Origin of the sequence: Phycicoccus sp. Soil802, from assembly GCF_001429605.1 — a bacterium.
Classification (GTDB): Bacteria; Actinomycetota; Actinomycetes; order Actinomycetales; family Dermatophilaceae; genus Pedococcus.
Map to the genome: position 1 here is coordinate 295510 of NZ_LMSS01000004.1, position 16826 is coordinate 312335.

The window sequence follows — 16826 nt, forward strand, 5'->3', positions numbered from 1 at the left end:
GTGCTGTCCTGGATCCGCCGGCACCTGCTGGCCTTCGCCGCCCTGGCCGTCCTGACGCTGCTGCTCGTGCCCAACGTCGTGGTGGCCGTGTTCTCGTTCAACGACCCGGTCGGCAAGTTCAACTACAACTGGGCCCGGTTTTCCACCGACGCGTGGACGCACCCCTGCGGCTCGCCCGGCATCTGCGAGTCGCTCGGGCTGAGCCTGCGGATCGGGGTGACCGCCTCGCTGATCGCCACCGTGCTCGGCACGATGGTGGCCCTCGCGCTGGGTCGCTACCAGTTCCGGGGGCGTGCGGCGACCAACCTCCTGATCTTCGTGCCCATGGCCACCCCCGAGGTGGTGATGGGGTCCAGCCTGCTCACGCTCTTCCTCATGCTGGGCATCCCGGCCGGGGCGCTGGCGATCCTCATCGCCCACATCATGTTCTGCGTCTCGTTCGTCGTGGTGGCGGTCAAGGCCCGGGTGGCAACGCTCGACCCACGCCTTGAGGAGGCGGCCGCTGACCTGGGGGCGACCCCAGCCCAGACGTTCCTGCGGGTGACGTTGCCGCTCGCGGCTCCGGGCATCGCGGCCGGGGCGCTGCTGGCCTTCTCCCTGAGCTTCGACGACTACATCATCACCAACTTCAACGCCTCACCCAGCTCGATCACCTTCCCCATGTTCGTGTGGGGTGCGGCCCAACGCGGGGTCCCGGTGCAGGTCAACGTCATCGGCACGGTCGTGTTCCTCGCGGCCCTGCTGTTCGTGATCGCCGGCCAGGTCCTCAGCAACCGACGACAGAGAGCAGTCTGACTCCGTGCGCATCCTCATGATCGGCGCCGGTGGCGTCGGCGACGCTGCCGCGCGCATCGCCGTCGAGCGGGACTTCTTCGTCCAGCTCGTGGTGGCCGACTACGACCTGTCGCGGGCCGAGGCGACCGTGGCGGCGGCGGCCGCTCGTCGCCCCGGCGAGTCCCGGCTCGTGGCGGCGCAGGTCGACGCCTCCGACGAGGTGGCGGTGGCCGCCCTGGCCGGGCAGCACGGTGCGACCCACGTGTTCAACGCCGTCGACCCGCGGTTCGTCATGCCGATCTTCCGAGGCGCCCTCGCGGCGGGGGCGAGCTATCTCGACATGGCGATGAGCCTCTCGCGGCGCCACCCCGACGAGCCCTACGCGAAGGTGGGGGTCAAGCTCGGCGACGAGCAGTTCGCGATGGCCGACCAGTGGGAGGAGTCCGGCCAGCTGGCCCTGCTGGGCATGGGGGTCGAGCCCGGGCTCTCCGACGTGTTCGCCCGCTATGCCTCCGACCACCTGTTCTCGAGCATCGACGAGCTCGGCACCCGGGACGGTGCCAACCTCGCCGTCTACGACGAGGACGGCAACGAGACCTTCGCCCCGGGCTTCTCGATGTGGACGATCATCGAGGAGTGCCTCAACCCGCCGGTGGTGTGGGAGAAGGCGCGCGCCAGCGCTGGGGGAGGGGTCGAGTCGGGCTTCTTCACCCTGCCCGCGTTCAGCGAGCCGGAGGTGTTCGACTTCCCGGAGGGCATCGGCCCGGTGGAGTGCGTGCACGTCGAGCACGAGGAGGTGCTGCTCATGCCCCGCTGGCTGGATGCCGAGCGGGTCACCTTCAAGTACGGCCTCGGCGACGAGCTGATCACCATCCTGCGCACCCTCCACACGCTGGGGCTCGACGGCACGGACCCGGTGCGGGTCAAGGGCGTCGAGGTGTCACCCCGCGACGTGGTCGCGGCGGTCCTTCCCGACCCGGCCACCATCGGGCCGCGGATGAAGGGCAAGACCTGTGCCGGCGTCTTCGTCACGGGCACGGGGAAGGACGGGAAACCTCGCCGCACCTACCTCTTCCACGTGTCCGACAACGAGGAGACCATGGCGGAGTACGGCGCGCAGTGCGTCGTCTGGCAGACCGCCGTCAACCCCGTCGTCGCTCTCGAGCTCGTGGCGACCGGGGTCTGGAGCGGTCGTGGTGTGCTGGGTCCGGAGGCGTTCGACGCGAAGCCGTTCCTCGACCTCCTCGCCGCCCCCAAGCCGGTCGGCTACGGTTCCCCCTGGGGCCTGGAAGACCGCTGATTCCCATGGCCCGCAACGGGACTAGGTTGGCTCCATGACGAGATACGGCCAGCAGTACGGCCCGGACTTCACCTTCCTCGGCGTGGACCGCTGCGACCTCGACGACGAGGCCACGTATGCCGGGGCCGACGTCGTGATCCTCGGTGCGCCGTTCGACGGCGGCACTTCCCACCGGCCGGGCACGCGCTTCGGTCCGCAGGCGATCCGGATGACCGACTACCTGCCCCACGACGGTTCGCGTCCGTCGCTGGCGCTGCGCACCGACGGCCTGGTCGACCTCAGGGTGGTCGACGCGGGCGACGTCGAGATGTACTCCGGCGACATCGAGCGGTCCCTGCCGAAGCTCGAAGCCGCCGTCGAGCGCGTGACCCGCGCGGGCGCCATACCGGTGGTCCTCGGAGGTGACCACTCGATCGCGTTCCCGGACGCCAAGGGAGTCGCCAACGTGCTCGGCCACGGCCGTGTGTCGATGATCCACTTCGACGCCCACGCCGACACCGGCGACATCGAGTTCGGGTCGCTGTGGGGGCACGGCCAGCCGATGCGCCGGCTCATCGAGTCCGGAGCGCTGCGGGGCGACCGGTTCCTCCAGATCGGGCTGCGCGGCTACTGGCCGCCGCCCGAGACCCTCGACTGGATGGCCGGGCAGCAGATGCGGTCGTTCGAGATGACCGAGATCGTGCACCGTGGGCTGGACGAGGTGCTCACCGAGGCCTTCACCATCGCCACCGACGAGTGCGAGGGGGTCTTCCTCTCGGTGGACATCGACGTCTGCGACCCCGGCCACGCGCCCGGCACGGGCACTCCCGAGCCGGGTGGGCTGTCGGCCCGACAGCTCCTCGACGCCGTGCGGCGGATCTGCCTGGAGCTGCCGGTGGTCGGCGTCGACGTCGTCGAGGTCAGCCCGCCCTACGACCATGCAGACATCACCGCAGCCCTCGCGAACCGCGTCGTCCTCGAGGCGCTGTCGGCGATCGCACGCAAGCGTCAGGACGAGCGCGACGGCACCCGGTGGGACCCCTCGCAGCCGCTGCTGTCGGGGCGCAACGCCGCCATCCCGCAGGGTCACATCCCGCACCAGCACACCCACCAGACCCACGACCAGTCACCCGAACAGGCGCGCGACCACACACCGGAGGAACAGGGCTGATGGCCACCACGCAGAAGTCCCTCATCGACTCGGTCCCCAAGGGGCTGTTCATCGGCGGCGTGTGGCGTGACGCCACCGGGGGTGCCACCCTCGCGGTCGAGGACCCCTCGAGCGGGAGCACCCTGACCCACGTCGCCGACGCGACCGTGGCGGACGGCAAAGCCGCCCTGGACGCGGCCGTGGGGGCGCAGGCGGAGTGGGCGGCGACCCCGCCGCGCGACCGCGGTGAGATCTTGCGCGCGGCCTTCGAGCTGATCACCGAGCGGGCTGAGGACTTCGCCACGCTGATGACACTGGAGATGGGCAAGACCCTGGCCGAGTCGCGCGGCGAGGTGACCTATGGCGCCGAGTTCTTCCGCTGGTTCTCCGAGGAGGCCGTCCGGATCCACGGCCGGTGGTCCACCGCACCCAACGGCGCGACGCGGTTGCTCACGATGAAGAAGCCGGTCGGGCCCACGCTGATGATCACCCCGTGGAACTTCCCACTGGCCATGGGCACCCGCAAGATCGGCCCGGCCATCGCGGCCGGATGCACCATGGTCGTCAAGCCGGCCAGCCAGACCCCGCTGACCATGCTCGCGCTCGCCGAGCTGCTGCGGGAATGCGGCCTGCCCGCCGGCGTGCTGAACGTCATCACGACGAGGCACACCGGTGACGTGATGGAGCCCCTCATCCGCGACCCGCGGTTGCGCAAGCTCACCTTCACCGGGTCCACGGGAATCGGTCGCAAGCTCGTGGAGCAGTCGGCCGAGCAGCTCCTCCGGGTCTCGATGGAGCTCGGCGGCAACGCGCCGTTCATCGTGTTCGAGGACGCCGACCTCGACCGCGCTGTCGACGGGGCCATGCTCGCCAAGATGCGCAACATCGGAGAGGCCTGCACGGCGGCCAACCGGTTCTTCGTGCACGAGAGCGTCGCCGAGGAGTTCGCCCAGAAGTTCGCCGCCCGGATGTCCGGCCTCACCATCGGCAAGGGCACCAGGAAGGGGGTCGACGTCGGCCCGCTCATCGACGCCAAGGCGCGCGACGGGGTGACCGAGCTCGTCGAGGACGCCAAGGCCAAGGGCGGCACCGTCGTCACCGGCGGCGGCCAGGTCAAGGGCCGCGGCTACTTCTTCGAGCCCACCGTGATCACTGGGGTGCCGATGAACGCGCGAATGATGAGCGAGGAGATCTTCGGGCCGGTGGCACCGATCACGACGTTCGGCACGGAGGCCGAGGCCATCGCCAAGGCCAACAGCACCGAGTTCGGGCTGGCGTCGTACGTCTTCACCAACGACCTCAGCCGGGTGATCCGGGTCAGCGAGGCGCTCGAGTACGGGATGATCGGGATCAACCAGGGCATCATCTCCAACCCGGCCGCTCCCTTCGGCGGGGTGAAGGCCTCCGGCTTCGGCCGTGAAGGCGGCTTCGAGGGGATCGACGAGTACCTCGAGACGACCTATGTCGGAATTGCCCCGTAACGGCGGAACAAAGGGTCATCCTTTTGGATGCGAACCGCGTCAAACTCCCCCACTGGGGGTCGTGGGGTTGTTGAATCGGTCACATGACCACGGACCCGGCCCCCGTCCTGTCGGTCGCGGACAGCATGCCGTCTGACCCCGCGTCCGAATCCGAGGACTTCGCCTCACACTCCCGCAACGTCGGGCGCCTGCGCTCCCTGAGCGACGTGCTCGTCGAGACCGACGAGAAGCTCCGCCTGGGGGAGACGGCCGGGGCCAGGGTCTGGCCCACCGGTTTCGAGGCACTCGACCTCGCCCTGACCGGTGGCTTCCGCTCGGGTGAGCTCGTGCTGATCGGCGGGCCGCAGGGCCTCGGCAAGACCGCCATGGCCCTGCAGATGCTGCGCAACGCCGTGGCCGCCAACCGCAGCGCCGTGCTGTTCACCTACGAGCACGACGCCCACAGCATCCTCGAGCGGCTCATCGCCATCGAGGCCGGCGCCATCAAGGGCATCGAGGGCGTCGGGCTCACCAAGATCCGGGCAGGCTTCGAGGCCCGGCACAGTCGCGCCCGCTCGATGCGCGAACGCTTCGCCGACACCGTGGGCGGGGCCGAGGCCGTCGAGGCGCTCGAGGGCTACGCGCAGCGGCTGCACGTCCACACGTCCAGCGGCATGCACACCACCATCGACGCCATCCGTGCGGCCGTCGCCGAGGTGGTCGAGTCCGACGGGCGGCCACCGCTGGTGCTCGTGGACTACCTCCAGAAGGTCCCCGTGCCGGGCGTGGTCAACGAGGAGGACCGCATCTCGGTGGTCGTCGAGCGCCTCAAGGACATGTCGCTCGAGCTCGGCGTGCCGGTGGTCGCCATCGTCGCCGCCGACAAGTCCAGCCTGGTCGCCGGCCGCCGCATGCGGGTCAACGACCTGCGCGGGTCGTCCGCCCTCGCCTACGAGGCCGACGTCGTGCTGATCCTCAACGACAAGTACGACATCGTCGCCAAGCACCACCTCGTCTACCACCTCGGCAACGCCGAACGGTTCCGCCACTGGGTCGTCATGTCGATCGAGAAGAACCGCAACGGCGCCGACCACCTCGAGCTGGAGTTCCAGAAGCGGTTCGAGCAGGGCCGGTTCGAGCCCGAGGGGCGCGTCGTCGAGGAGCAGCTCATCGAGGAGCGCGTCTTCCAGCAGTAGCCCTACGGCTGTAGGACCTCTGCCGGGTGCGGGGCGGCGAACGCCCCCCTAGGGTCGAACCCATGCCCGCCGACCAGCGCCGGACCGCCAGGCTCGCGGTGGCCCTGCTCGCCGTCGCCGTGCTCGCGCCCGGCGAGGACGGCCGGGGAGGCGGCCCGTGATCCGTGTTCTGGGGCCCGAGGTGTCCATCGCCGACGTCGTGCGTGAGGCCCAGCGCCACGGGGGAGAGGTGTCGGTCGTGCCGGCCGGGTCGACCAAGGCGGAGAGCATCGACCTGTTCGCCGAGGTGCTGGACTTCCCCGACTGGTTCGGTCGCAACCTCGACGCGCTCGCCGACTGCCTGCACGACTACGCCGAGGAGCCGCACGAGGACGGCCTGACCCGGCACCTCGTCTGGGACGGCGTGGCGCAGCTGCGACGCGAGCACCCCGACGGCTACGAGGACATCACCAGCGTCCTGGAGGAGGTCACTGCCGACCACGACACGTTCGTCGTGACCGTGCTCGACCGCTGACCCTCCCGCTAGCGTGACCCCGTGAAGCCCACCACCGCCCGAGCGATCCATGGCGTCGTCGCGGTGGTCGCGGCCGTCGCCGTCGTGTGGCAGCTCGCCCTGATCGTCAACGGGGAAGCCGTCCTGAACGAGTCGTCGCGACCCGACCTCGGTGTGCGGCTCGCTCGCTTCGTGTCCTACTTCACGGTCCTGTCCAACCTGCTCGTGCTCGGCTGCTCCGTGGTGCTGGCGAGGAACCCGCTGCACGACGGGCTCCGGTGGCGCCTGGTGCGGATGGCCACGATGGTCGGCATCACCGTGACGGGCGTCGTGCACTGGTTCCTCCTACGGCCGCTGCTCGACCTCTCCGGCAGCAGCTACGCGGTCGACAAGCTCCTGCACGTCGTCGTGCCGGTGCTGGCGCTGGTCGCCTGGGTGGTGGCTGGTCCGCGCGGGCAGGCGGCTCGGCCCCAGGTGCTGGGTGCCCTGTTGTGGCCACTGCTGTGGAGCGCCCTCACCCTGCTCCGGGGGGCGGTCACGGGGTGGTGGCCCTACCCGTTCATCGACGTCGACGAGCTCGGCTGGGCGCGGGTCCTGGCGAACCTCGTCGGCGTCGCGGTCCTCTTCGCGCTCTGTGGGTTCGCCTTCGTGGCGGCCGACCGGGCGCTGGCGCGGCGGTCACCACGCGCTGCATGAGGGACAATGGGGCAGTGACTTCCCCGCGCACCGTTGCCGTCCTCGGCTCGACCGGCTCCATCGGCACCCAGGCCCTGGACGTCATCGCGCGCAACCCCGACCGCTTCCGGGTGGTCGCCCTCTCGGCCGGCTCCAACCTCGAGCTCGTCGCCGAGCAGGCCGTCACCTTCGACGTCGACCTGGTCGCGGTCGCGCGTGGCACCCACGAGCAGGTGGCCGAGGCGATCGGTGCGTATGCCGCGCGGGCCGGCCGCGCGGCATACCGGCCGCAGGTCGTGGTCGGGGACGACGCCGCTGTCGCGGCGGCGGGCTGTGGCGCCGACGTCGTGCTCAACGGCATCACCGGAGCGATCGGCCTCCGGCCGACCCTGGCGGCGCTCGCGGAGGGCTCCACGCTCGCGCTGGCCAACAAGGAGTCGCTCATCGTCGGCGGACCGCTGGTCAAGGCGGCGGCCAGTCCCGACCAGATCGTGCCGGTCGACTCGGAGCACTCCGCCATCGCGCAGTCGCTGCGCGGCGGACGCGCGCAGGAGGTGCGCAGGCTCGTCGTGACCGCGAGTGGTGGGCCGTTCCGCGGGCGCAGCCGCGAGTCGCTGCGCGACGTCACACCGGCCGATGCGCTGGCGCACCCGAACTTCTCGATGGGGCGGGTCATCACGACCAACTCCGCGACGCTGGTCAACAAGGGGCTCGAGGTGATCGAGGCGCACCTGCTCTTCGACATCCCGTTCGACCGGATCGACGTCGTCGTGCATCCGCAGCAGATGATCCACTCGATGGTCGAGTTCGTCGACGGCTCGACCATCGCGCAGGCCGGTCCGCCGCGGATGCTGGTGCCGATCGCCCTCGGCCTGTCGTGGCCGGAGCGGCTCGCGGACGTCGACGTGCCCGTCGACTGGACCCGGGCCCAGTCGTGGGACTTCGAGCCGCTCGACGACGAGGCCTTCCCGGCGGTGCGGCTGGCCCGCCAGGTGGGGGAGGCCGGCGGCACCTACCCGGCGGTCTACAACGCGGCGAACGAGGTCGCGGTGGACGCCTTCCACGAGGGTGCCCTCGGGTTCGTCGAGATCGTCGACACGGTCGCCCGAGTGGTCGAGGAACACGCATCCGGCAGCGCGGCAGGGATCGAATCAGGGACACTGTCCGTTGAGGACGTGATGCGCGCTGATCGCTGGGCGCGCGACGAGGCACGGAAGGTGCTGGCTTTGCAGACTGGACGGATGGCCGCGACACCGCTGGCGGACACCGAGGGGGCGATGCACCGATGACCGTCCTCCTCTACGTGCTCGGGGTGCTCTTCGTGGCACTCGGGGTGGGCCTGTCGATCGGCCTGCACGAGATCGGCCACCTGGTCCCCGCCAAGAAGTTCGGCGTCAAGGTGACCCAGTACATGGTCGGCTTCGGACCGACCCTCTGGTCCACGCGGCGCGGTGAGACCGAGTACGGCATCAAGGCCATCCCGCTCGGCGGCTACATCCGGATGATCGGGATGTTCCCGCCCCGGCCGGGCGACGCGGAGGGCACGATCCGGGTCTCGAGCACCGGGCGGCTCAGCCAGCTCGCCGACGAGGCGCGTCAGCTGAGCCTCGAGGAGATCGAGCCGGGCGACGAGGACCGGGTGTTCTACAAGCTCTCGGTGCCCAAGAAGGTCGTCATCATGATGGGTGGGCCCGTCATGAACCTCGTCATCGCGGTCGTCCTGCTCACCGGCCTGGTGACCCTCTACGGGCAGCAGGAGGTCAAGGACGGAGCCGTCGTCGCGTCAGTGAGCGAGTGCGTCGTCCCGGCCAGCCAGGCTGCCGCCAAGACCACCTGCGCCCCCAGCGACCCCAAGACCCCGGCCTTCCTCGCCGGCATCCAGCCCGGCGACAAGATCGTCTCGGTCGCCGGCCAGCCGATCAAGCGCACCGTCGACGTGGGCAAGCTGATCCGGCCTCGCGTCGGGGAGCAGATCCCGATCGTCGTGGTGCGCGACGGCGCTGAGCAGACCCTCCAGGTCACGCCGATCCGCAATACCGTCCAGCAGGTCGGCCCCGACGGCACGCCCCTGGTCAACGCCGATGGCGAGCCCGTCGTGATGGACGCTGGTTTCGTCGGTGTCTCGTCGGCACCGGTCACGGCCCTGGAACGTCAGTCCGTCGCCGTCGTGCCGGGCATCCTGGGTGAGCAGGTGCAGCACATCGCGGGAGTCCTGCTGCACATCCCGCAGCGGATGACCGATGTCGCCCAGGCAGCCTTCGGCTCGGAGGCACGCGATCCCAACGGGCCGGTCTCGGTCGTCGGCGTCGGACGGATGGCTGGCGAGATCTCGTCGGGGTCGATCGACGGTTTGGACACGGCCGCGAAGTTCGCGACCCTGGTCAGCCTGTTGGCCGGACTGAACGTTGCGCTGTTCGTCTTCAACCTGATCCCGTTGTTGCCGCTCGACGGCGGTCACGTCGCCGGCGCGCTGTGGGAAGGGCTCAAGCGCAACGCCGCCCGCCTGCTCAAGCGCCCCGACCCCGGTCACGTCGACGTCGCCAAGGCCCTGCCAGTGGCGTATGCCGTGTCCTCGGTGCTCATCGTCATGTCCCTGCTGCTGATGTACGCAGACGTCGTCAAGCCCGTCAAGCTCGGCTGACCCGGCTCCGGCCGGCGTCCGCGCCACCATCCCACTGGGAGATACTGCAACCATGACTGTTGGACTCGGTATGCCGGCCCTGCCCCCGCCCGTCCTCGCGCCCCGCCGCAAGACGCGCAAGATCAAGGTCGGCAAGGTCGAGGTCGGCGGTGACGCCCCCATCTCCGTGCAGTCGATGTGCACGACCCCGACCACGGACATCAATGCGACGCTCCAGCAGATCGCCGAGCTGACCGCCTCGGGCTGCGACATCGTGCGCGTCGCGTGCCCGAGCCAGGACGACGCCGACGCGCTGCCCGCGATCGCGCGCAAGTCGCAGATCCCCGTGATCGCCGACATCCACTTCCAGCCGAAGTACGTCTTCGCCGCGATCGACGCCGGCTGCGCCGCGGTGCGGGTCAACCCCGGCAACATCCGCAAGTTCGACGACCAGGTCAAGCAGATCGCCGCTGCGGCCAAGGACGCCGGCGTCTCGATCCGGATCGGCGTGAACGCCGGCTCGCTCGACCCCCGACTGCTCGAGAAGTACGGCAAGGCCACCGCCGAGGCGCTCGTCGAGTCCGCGGTCTGGGAGGCCTCCCTCTTCGAGGAGCACGACTTCCACGACTTCAAGATCTCGGTCAAGCACAACGACCCGGTCGTCATGGTCAAGGCCTACGAGATGCTGTCCGAGCGCGGCGACTGGCCCCTGCACCTCGGCGTCACCGAGGCCGGACCGGCCTTCCAGGGCACGATCAAGTCGGCGACGGCCTTCGGCGCGCTGCTGTCCAAGGGCATCGGTGACACGATCCGGGTGTCCCTGTCGGCTCCGCCGGTCGAAGAGGTCAAGGTCGGCAACCAGATCCTCCAGTCGTTGAACCTCAAGCCGCGCAAGCTCGAGATCGTCTCGTGCCCCTCGTGCGGCCGCGCCCAGGTCGACGTCTACAAGCTCGCCGACGAGGTCACCGCCGGGCTCGAGGGCATGACCGTGCCGCTCCGGGTGGCCGTGATGGGCTGCGTCGTCAACGGACCGGGGGAGGCCCGCGAGGCCGACCTCGGCGTGGCCTCCGGCAACGGCAAGGGCCAGATCTTCGTCAAGGGTGAGGTCGTCAAGACCGTCCCCGAGAGCCAGATCGTCGAGACCCTCATCGAAGAGGCGATGCGCATCGCCGAGGAGATGGGCGAGCCGATCGACGAGGCGAGTGCCGGGGCACCGTCGGTCACCGTCGGCTGACACCCACGCCCCGCAAGACGGCAGTCGCGTCCGCTTGCGCCTAGCTCCAGGCGGGCGCAAGCGGACGCAACTGCCGTTTGCGGTGATGGCTCGGGCCACGCGGCGAGCGGATCTGGGGACAATGGTGCGCAGATGGCGGTCGCACGACCTAGGCTGACGGGGTGCTGCGCACCCGTAATCCGGTCCACGCGCTGTCGCCCTCGGACCGCGACGCCGCGTTGGAGGTGTGCGCGCAAAACCTCCCCGCGAACGTCTTCGTCGCCGCGCGGCTCCTGGAGGGCGTCCTCAGCACCCAGCCCGGCACGGTCCTCGGTCACAAGGTCGGCGGCACCCTCCAGTCCCTCTGCTGGTCGAGCGCCAACCTCGTCCCGGTCGAGGCCGACGACGAGACGATCAGCTTCTTCGCCGACCGGGTGCGTCGGTGGCGTCGCCACTGCGCCTCGGTGCTCGGGCCCTCCGACCAGGTGCTCGAGCTGTGGCGCCACCTCGAGCCGGCCTGGGGCCCCGCCCGGGCCGTGCGCGCGCGGCAGCCCCTCATGAGCACCATGGACCGGCCGTCAGCGCTCGGCCTCGAGCTCGACCCCAGGGTCCGCCCGGCCACCGAGTCCGAGGTCGATCTCGTCATGCCGGCGGCCGCGCACATGTTCGAGGGTGAGATCGGCTACCCGCCCTACACCGGCTCCGGCGCGGCCTACCGTTCCGCACTCCTGTCGCTCATCGACCGCGGCCACACGTTCGTCGCGATCGAGGACGGCGCCGTGATCTTCAAGGCCGACGTGGGGTCGGTCGCCCTGGGCTGCGCCCAGCTGCAGGGAGTCTGGCTCGCGCCGCACCTGCGCGGCCACGGGCTCGCAGTGCCGCTCATGGCGTCAGTGGTGGAGCAGGTCATGGAGACCCGTGCGCGCTGGGTCACGTTGTACGTCAACGACTTCAACGAGAGCGCCCGGGCGACGTACGCCAGGGTCGGGTTCGAGGACGTCGGTACGTTCTCGACCGTGCTGCTCTGACTGCCCCGTGAGGAGAGCCCGCTGATGGACCCGGCGCTGGAGTCCGAGCCCCGGCCGGACACCCCTGCGGCAGGCAACGCCCTCGTGTGGATGACGTTGTCCCTGTTCGCGTTCGGCGTGTTCCTCGTCGCCGTCCCCGGGCGTGACCCGGCCGGCCGCACGTGGCTGTGGGTCGGGGTGGTGCTGCTCGTGGTGGGCGGGGTCGCGTCCGCGTTCGCGGTCCGGGCCAGGTGGGCCTACCTCCGGGAGCACCGCGCCGACTGACGGAGCCCTGGGCCGACCCACGCTCCGCACCGACTGACAGGATGGCGACATGCCCCGCACCGTCGCGCCCCTGACCAAGGACATCATCGGCCTCGCCGGGCTGTTCCTCACCTCCGGGACGACCCACCTGGTCAAGCCCGAGGTCTTCGAGCCCCTCGTACCGAGCTCGCTGCCGCGACGTCGTGAGCTGATCTACGCGTCCGGAGTCGCCGAGCTCGTCTGCGCGGCGGGGCTCCTGCACCCCCGCACCCGTCGGTATGCCGGGTGGGCCAGTGCCGCCCTCCTCGTCGCCATCCTGCCGGGCAACGTCCAGATGAGCGCGAACTACGGCAAGCGGGCGCAGCGCAAGGGCACGCCGTCGGCGCAGGCCGCCTTCGCCGGCACCGTGGCGCGGCTCCCGCTCCAGGTGCCCCTGATCCGCGCCGCGCTCAGGGCCGCCGGACGCAGCTAGCCGCACCCAGCCGGCCACACGCACCAACGGGTGCCGCCGGCAGGGCCGGCTGGCGCGACGCTGCTGGCAGGGGCTCAGTACAACCCGGTCGAGTACTGCTCGCCGTAGTAGCGCTCGAGCTCCTCGATGGAGTCCTCGGGCCGCTCGAGGGCCTTGGCGATCTCGGGGCGGGACCCCACCGCCATCGGGTCCCAGGTCTCCGGGTGCCACAGCTTGCTGCGCATGAACGCCTTGGCGCAGTGCCCGAACACCTCGTCGATCTCGACCACCAGCGCCAGCACCGGCCGGTGTCCCTTGACGACCATCTCGTCGAACCACGGTGCGTCCGACACCAGGTGGGCGCGGCCGTTGACCCGCAGGGTGTCGCCGCGCCCGGGGATGACGAACAGCAGCCCGACGTGCGGGTTCGCGAGGATGTTCCGGTAGCCATCGGCCCGCTTGTTGCCGAGCCGCTCGGGGATCGCGATGGTGGTGTCGTCCAGCACCCGCACGAAGCCGGCCGGGTCACCCTTCGGGGAGACGTCGCACCGGCCCTGTGCATCCGAGGTCGCGACCAGGCAGAACGGCGACGCGGCCAGCCAGTCCCGGTCGAGCTCGTGCAGCGCGGGACGGGCCTTGTCGCGGACGCGGGGGAGCGGCTCCCCGAGCAGTTCCACCAGCTGGTCGACGGTCTCGATCCGGGTCGGCTGCACCATGTCGCCCACTCTGCCACGCCCCACGCGGAGTCTTTGCAGGATCTGCCACGCCCGGACGGGGTGGATCCCCCAAAGACTCGCCCGGTGGCGGCCACGGAGGCGGGGCGGGAAACCGTGGTGAGCACGCGGCATACCGACGGATATCCTCTGGGGGTTGTCCGCCAACCGAGGAGTGCCACGTGGCCCTGCGCATGTCGACCCTGTTCCTGCGAACCCTTCGCGAGGACCCGGCCGATGCCGAGGTGCCGAGCCACCGGTTGCTCGTCCGCGCCGGCTACATCCGGCGGGTCAGCCCGGGCATCTACACCTGGCTGCCGCTGGGTCTGCGGGTGCTGCGCAAGGTCGAGACGATCGTGCGCGAGGAGATGGACGAGATCGGCGCCCAGGAGCTGCTCTTCCCGGCCCTGCTGCCCAAGGAGCCCTTCGAGGCGAGCGGTCGCTGGACCGAGTACGGCAACAACATCTTCCGCCTCAAGGACCGCAAGGGCGCCGACTACCTGCTCGGGCCGACGCACGAGGAGATGTTCACCCTCGCGGTCAAGGACATGTTCTCGTCCTACAAGGACCTGCCCCTCGCGATCTACCAGATCCAGACGAAGTACCGCGACGAGGCGCGTCCGCGGGCCGGCGTGCTGCGCGGTCGTGAGTTCGTCATGAAGGACTCCTACTCCTTCGACCTCGACGAGGCCGGCCTGGACAAGGCCTACCAGCTGCACCGCGACGCCTACATCCGGATCTTCGACCGGCTCGGCTTCCACTACGTCATCGTCCAGGCGATGGCCGGCGCGATGGGCGGCAGCAAGTCCGAGGAGTTCCTCGCCACCGCGGAGAACGGCGAGGACACCTACGTGCACTGCCCCAACTGCGGCTACGCGGCGAACGTCGAGGCCGTGCGCGTCCCCGTCCCCGACGCCCTTCCGTATGCCGATGTGCCGGCTGCCCACGCGGAGTCCACTCCGGACACCCCCACCATCGACACCCTGGTGGCCCACCTCAACGCGCACTTCCCGCGCGAGGACCGGCCCTGGGCGGCCGGCGACACGCTCAAGAACGTGCTCGTCGTCCTGGTCCACCCCGACGGCACGCGCGAGCCGCTGGCGGTCGGCGTGCCCGGCGACCGCGAGATCGACGAGAAGCGCCTCGGCGCCCAGGTCGAGCCCGCCGCAGTGGAGGCCTTCGAGGAGAAGGACTTCGCGGCCAACCCCGCGCTGGTCAAGGGCTACATCGGACCGGAGGCGCTCGGCTCGGAGTCCGCGTCGAAGGTCCGCTACCTCCTCGACCCCCGGGTCGTCGAGGGCACCCGCTGGGTGACCGGCGCGAACGAGGCCGGCAAGCACGTGATCGACCTGGTCGCGGGTCGAGACTTCACTGCTGACGGCACCATCGAAGCGGCCGACGTGCGCCCCGGCGACGCCTGCCCGAGCTGCGGGCACGGGCTCGAGTCGGCCCGCGGGATCGAGATGGGACACATCTTCCAGCTCGGCACCAAGTACGCGGAGGCGCTCGACCTCAAGGTGCTCGACCAGAACGGCAAGCTCCAGACCGTGATCATGGGCTCCTACGGTGTCGGGGTCTCCCGGGCCGTCGCCTGTGTCGCCGAGGGCAACCACGACGAGCTCGGCCTGCGCTGGCCGCGTGAGATCAGCCCGGTCGACGTGCACGTGGTCGCCACCGGCAAGGACGTCACCCGCGACCCCGAGGTGTTCACCAAGTCCGAGGAGATCACCCGTGCCCTCGAGGCAGCCGGGTTGTCCGTCCTCTACGACGACCGCCAGAAGGTCAGCCCCGGTGTGAAGTTCAAGGACTCCGAGCTGATCGGCGTGCCGACCATCGTCGTGGTGGGCAAGTCGCTCGAGCACGGGATCGTCGAGATCAAGGACCGCGCCACCGGCGAGCGCCGCGAGGTCTCGGCTGACGACGTCGTCACCGAGGTCATCCGCGAGGTCCGCGGCAGCGCGTCCTGATGGGCGGCACCTCAACCGCGCCCCTCCGGGCGGTCATCTTCGACTGGGGCGGCACGCTCACCCCGTGGCACGACGTCGACCTCCCGCAGCAGTGGCGGGTCTTCGCCCGTGAGGTGCACGGCCTCCCGGTCGAGGACCCGGCGATGTTGCCCGAGGACCTGGCCGAGGCCGACTCGCTGGCGGTGCGGATCCACGCCGCGGAGGAGCGGGCCTGGTCGCGCGGCCGCGAGACCCACGAGAGCGCGTCGATCGAGGCGATCCTCGCGGACGCCGGGGTCGACGCAGAGCACGACCGGCACCTGCTGGCGCTCGCGGCATACCGGAGGTTCTGGGAGCCGCACACCCACACCGACCCGCAGGTGCGCCCGCTCTGGGAGGGGCTGCACGACCGCGACCTGAAGGTCGGCGTGCTGTCCAACACGATCTGGAGCCGCGACTACCACCGCGAGGTGTTCCAGCGCGACGGCGTGCTCGACCTCGTCGACGGCGACGTCTACTCCTCCGAGATCCACGTCGTGAAGCCCCACCCGGAGGCGTTCCTCGCGGCCTGCGCTGCGGTCGGCGTCGAGCCGGCCGAGGCGGCCTACGTCGGCGACCGGCTGTACGAGGACGTGCACGGCCCCCAGCAGGTCGGCATGCGCGCGATCTGGGTGCCGCACAGCGATCTCCCGGCCTCGCAGGTGGTGCCGGTGGACGTCACCCCCGACGCGCAGGCCCACGAGCTGCTCGACATCCTCGGGATCGTCGACGGCTGGTTGGGCCGGTAGGTGCCCGACCTCGACCTCACCACGCTCCTCCTCATGGCCCTCGCGGGTTTCGGGGCGGGGTGGGTCGACGCGGTCGTCGGTGGCGGGGGACTGGTGCAGCTGCCGGCGCTCCTGCTGGGCTTCCCGGGCGCGACGCCGGCCCAGCTGTTGGCCACCAACAAGATCGCCAGCATCTTCGGCACGACGACCAGCTCGATCACCTACTGGCGCAGGGTCCGGCCCGACCTGCGGACCGCCCTGCCGATGGCGGCAGTGGCCTACCTCGGCGCGGTCGGCGGGGCGCTGCTCGGCCTGCACATCCCGAAGAGCGCCTTCAACCCGGTGATCCTCGTGATGCTCGTCGTGGTCGGCGCCTACACCGTGGCGAAGCCGTCGCTCGGCCACGAGACCGCCCTGCGGTTCGACGGCCACCGGCACACCGTGGTGGCGATGCTGACCGGCTTCGTCATCGGCGTCTACGACGGCGCCCTCGGTCCCGGCACCGGGTCGTTCCTCGTCTTCGCGCTGGTCGGGCTGATGGGCTACGCCTTCCTCGAGGCCAGCGCCAAGGCCAAGATCGCCAACTTCGCCACCAACCTCGGGGCCCTCACCGTGTTCGTGCCGGGTGGCCACGTGATGTGGAAGATCGGGCTGGTCATGGCGGTCGCCAACATCGCCGGCGGCTACGTCGGCGCGCGCACGGCGGTGGCGCGGGGGAGCCGGTTCGTGCGGGTGGTCTTCGTAATCGTGCTGGTCGCCTTCATCGTCCGGATCGGCGGCTCGGTGCTCGGCGTCTGGAGCTGACCGGAAGGGCGGAC

17 protein-coding genes are annotated in these 16826 nt (G+C 70.5%); 16 read left to right on the forward strand and 1 reads right to left on the reverse strand.

Translation table 11 applies throughout. The features are described from left to right. Window positions 1–3 precede the first annotated feature (3 nt). The 13 genes from ASG91_RS10520 (at window position 4) to ASG91_RS10580 (ending at window position 12603) form a co-directional block, all read left to right on the forward strand. The gene (locus ASG91_RS10520) at window positions 4–795 is read left to right on the forward strand and encodes an ABC transporter permease (RefSeq protein WP_082593224.1); all 792 of its coding nucleotides are present in this window, start codon (window positions 4–6) and stop codon (window positions 793–795) included. A gap of 4 nt (window positions 796–799) precedes the next feature. Next, entirely contained in the window at window positions 800–2074 is a 1275-nt protein-coding gene (locus ASG91_RS10525; RefSeq protein WP_056922586.1) for a saccharopine dehydrogenase family protein, read from the forward strand. 34 nt (window positions 2075–2108) lie between these two features. Beyond that, on the forward strand, window positions 2109–3224 hold the full coding sequence (speB, locus tag ASG91_RS10530; RefSeq protein ID WP_082592632.1) for an agmatinase: 1116 nt from the start codon (window positions 2109–2111) through the stop codon (window positions 3222–3224). Then, on the forward strand, window positions 3224–4684 hold the full coding sequence (locus tag ASG91_RS10535) for an NAD-dependent succinate-semialdehyde dehydrogenase (protein WP_056922587.1): 1461 nt from the start codon (window positions 3224–3226) through the stop codon (window positions 4682–4684). The genes speB and ASG91_RS10535 overlap by 1 nt, the downstream gene beginning before the upstream one ends. An 83-nt stretch (window positions 4685–4767) precedes the next feature. Further along, on the forward strand, window positions 4768–5859 hold the full coding sequence (locus ASG91_RS10540) for a DnaB-like helicase C-terminal domain-containing protein (protein WP_235543887.1): 1092 nt from the start codon (window positions 4768–4770) through the stop codon (window positions 5857–5859). Between the two features lie 157 nt (window positions 5860–6016). Beyond that, window positions 6017–6373 carry a barstar family protein gene (locus tag ASG91_RS10545; RefSeq protein WP_056922588.1) on the forward strand — a complete coding sequence of 119 codons (357 nt, stop codon included), beginning with the start codon at window positions 6017–6019 and terminating at the stop codon, window positions 6371–6373. Between the two features lie 21 nt (window positions 6374–6394). Continuing rightward, on the forward strand, window positions 6395–7048 hold the full coding sequence (locus tag ASG91_RS10550) for a Pr6Pr family membrane protein (RefSeq protein ID WP_056922589.1): 654 nt from the start codon (window positions 6395–6397) through the stop codon (window positions 7046–7048). After that, complete coding sequence (gene dxr, locus ASG91_RS10555) at window positions 7045–8316, forward strand: 1-deoxy-D-xylulose-5-phosphate reductoisomerase (RefSeq protein WP_056922590.1); 1272 nt, start codon at window positions 7045–7047, stop codon at window positions 8314–8316. Before ASG91_RS10550 ends, dxr begins: the two co-directional genes overlap by 4 nt. Next, entirely contained in the window at window positions 8313–9668 is a 1356-nt protein-coding gene (locus ASG91_RS10560; protein WP_056922591.1) for an RIP metalloprotease, read from the forward strand. Before dxr ends, ASG91_RS10560 begins: the two co-directional genes overlap by 4 nt. Window positions 9669–9720: 52 nt before the next feature. After that, window positions 9721–10881 carry a flavodoxin-dependent (E)-4-hydroxy-3-methylbut-2-enyl-diphosphate synthase gene (gene ispG, locus ASG91_RS10565; RefSeq protein ID WP_056922592.1) on the forward strand — a complete coding sequence of 387 codons (1161 nt, stop codon included), beginning with the start codon at window positions 9721–9723 and terminating at the stop codon, window positions 10879–10881. Between the two features lie 161 nt (window positions 10882–11042). Beyond that, complete coding sequence (locus ASG91_RS10570) at window positions 11043–11888, forward strand: DUF4081 domain-containing GNAT family N-acetyltransferase (RefSeq protein ID WP_056922593.1); 846 nt, start codon at window positions 11043–11045, stop codon at window positions 11886–11888. Window positions 11889–11912: 24 nt separating this feature from the next. After that, entirely contained in the window at window positions 11913–12152 is a 240-nt protein-coding gene (locus tag ASG91_RS10575) for a hypothetical protein (protein ID WP_056922594.1), read from the forward strand. 49 nt (window positions 12153–12201) lie between these two features. Then, entirely contained in the window at window positions 12202–12603 is a 402-nt protein-coding gene (locus tag ASG91_RS10580; RefSeq protein WP_056922595.1) for a MauE/DoxX family redox-associated membrane protein, read from the forward strand. 74 nt (window positions 12604–12677) lie between these two features. Here the strand turns inward: ASG91_RS10580 and ASG91_RS10585 are convergent, their stop codons facing one another. After that, entirely contained in the window at window positions 12678–13298 is a 621-nt protein-coding gene (locus ASG91_RS10585) for a pyridoxamine 5'-phosphate oxidase family protein (RefSeq protein WP_056922736.1), read from the reverse strand. Window positions 13299–13477: 179 nt separating this feature from the next. On the opposite strand from ASG91_RS10585, the gene ASG91_RS10590 reads away from it, so the two are divergent. Genes ASG91_RS10590 through ASG91_RS10600 form a run of 3 tightly spaced genes read left to right on the forward strand, consistent with a single transcriptional unit; the run spans window position 13478 to window position 16812 of the window. Beyond that, the gene (locus ASG91_RS10590) at window positions 13478–15262 is read left to right on the forward strand and encodes a proline--tRNA ligase (RefSeq protein ID WP_056922596.1); all 1785 of its coding nucleotides are present in this window, start codon (window positions 13478–13480) and stop codon (window positions 15260–15262) included. Then, a complete protein-coding gene (locus tag ASG91_RS10595) occupies window positions 15262–16029 on the forward strand; it encodes an HAD family hydrolase (RefSeq protein WP_056922597.1) in 768 nt (255 codons plus the stop codon). The genes ASG91_RS10590 and ASG91_RS10595 overlap by 1 nt, the downstream gene beginning before the upstream one ends. Next, complete coding sequence (locus tag ASG91_RS10600) at window positions 16030–16812, forward strand: TSUP family transporter (RefSeq protein WP_056922598.1); 783 nt, start codon at window positions 16030–16032, stop codon at window positions 16810–16812. Window positions 16813–16826: the final 14 nt, after the last annotated feature.

Bases quoted from the DNA above. Each gene is read 5' to 3' on its own strand.
- speB (WP_082592632.1), top strand. From the start codon at position 2,109: ATGACGAGATACGGCCAGCAGTACGGCCCGGACTTCACCTTCCTCGGC.
- ASG91_RS10535 (WP_056922587.1), top strand. From the start codon at position 3,224: ATGGCCACCACGCAGAAGTCCCTCATCGACTCGGTCCCCAAGGGGCTG.
- ASG91_RS10575 (WP_056922594.1), top strand. From the start codon at position 11,913: ATGGACCCGGCGCTGGAGTCCGAGCCCCGGCCGGACACCCCTGCGGCA.
- ispG (WP_056922592.1), top strand. From the start codon at position 9,721: ATGACTGTTGGACTCGGTATGCCGGCCCTGCCCCCGCCCGTCCTCGCG.
- dxr (WP_056922590.1), top strand. From the start codon at position 7,045: ATGAGGGACAATGGGGCAGTGACTTCCCCGCGCACCGTTGCCGTCCTC.
- ASG91_RS10540 (WP_235543887.1), top strand. From the start codon at position 4,768: ATGACCACGGACCCGGCCCCCGTCCTGTCGGTCGCGGACAGCATGCCG.
- ASG91_RS10560 (WP_056922591.1), top strand. From the start codon at position 8,313: ATGACCGTCCTCCTCTACGTGCTCGGGGTGCTCTTCGTGGCACTCGGG.
- ASG91_RS10580 (WP_056922595.1), top strand. From the start codon at position 12,202: ATGCCCCGCACCGTCGCGCCCCTGACCAAGGACATCATCGGCCTCGCC.
- ASG91_RS10595 (WP_056922597.1), top strand. From the start codon at position 15,262: ATGGGCGGCACCTCAACCGCGCCCCTCCGGGCGGTCATCTTCGACTGG.
- ASG91_RS10585 (WP_056922736.1), bottom strand. From the start codon at position 13,298: ATGGTGCAGCCGACCCGGATCGAGACCGTCGACCAGCTGGTGGAACTG.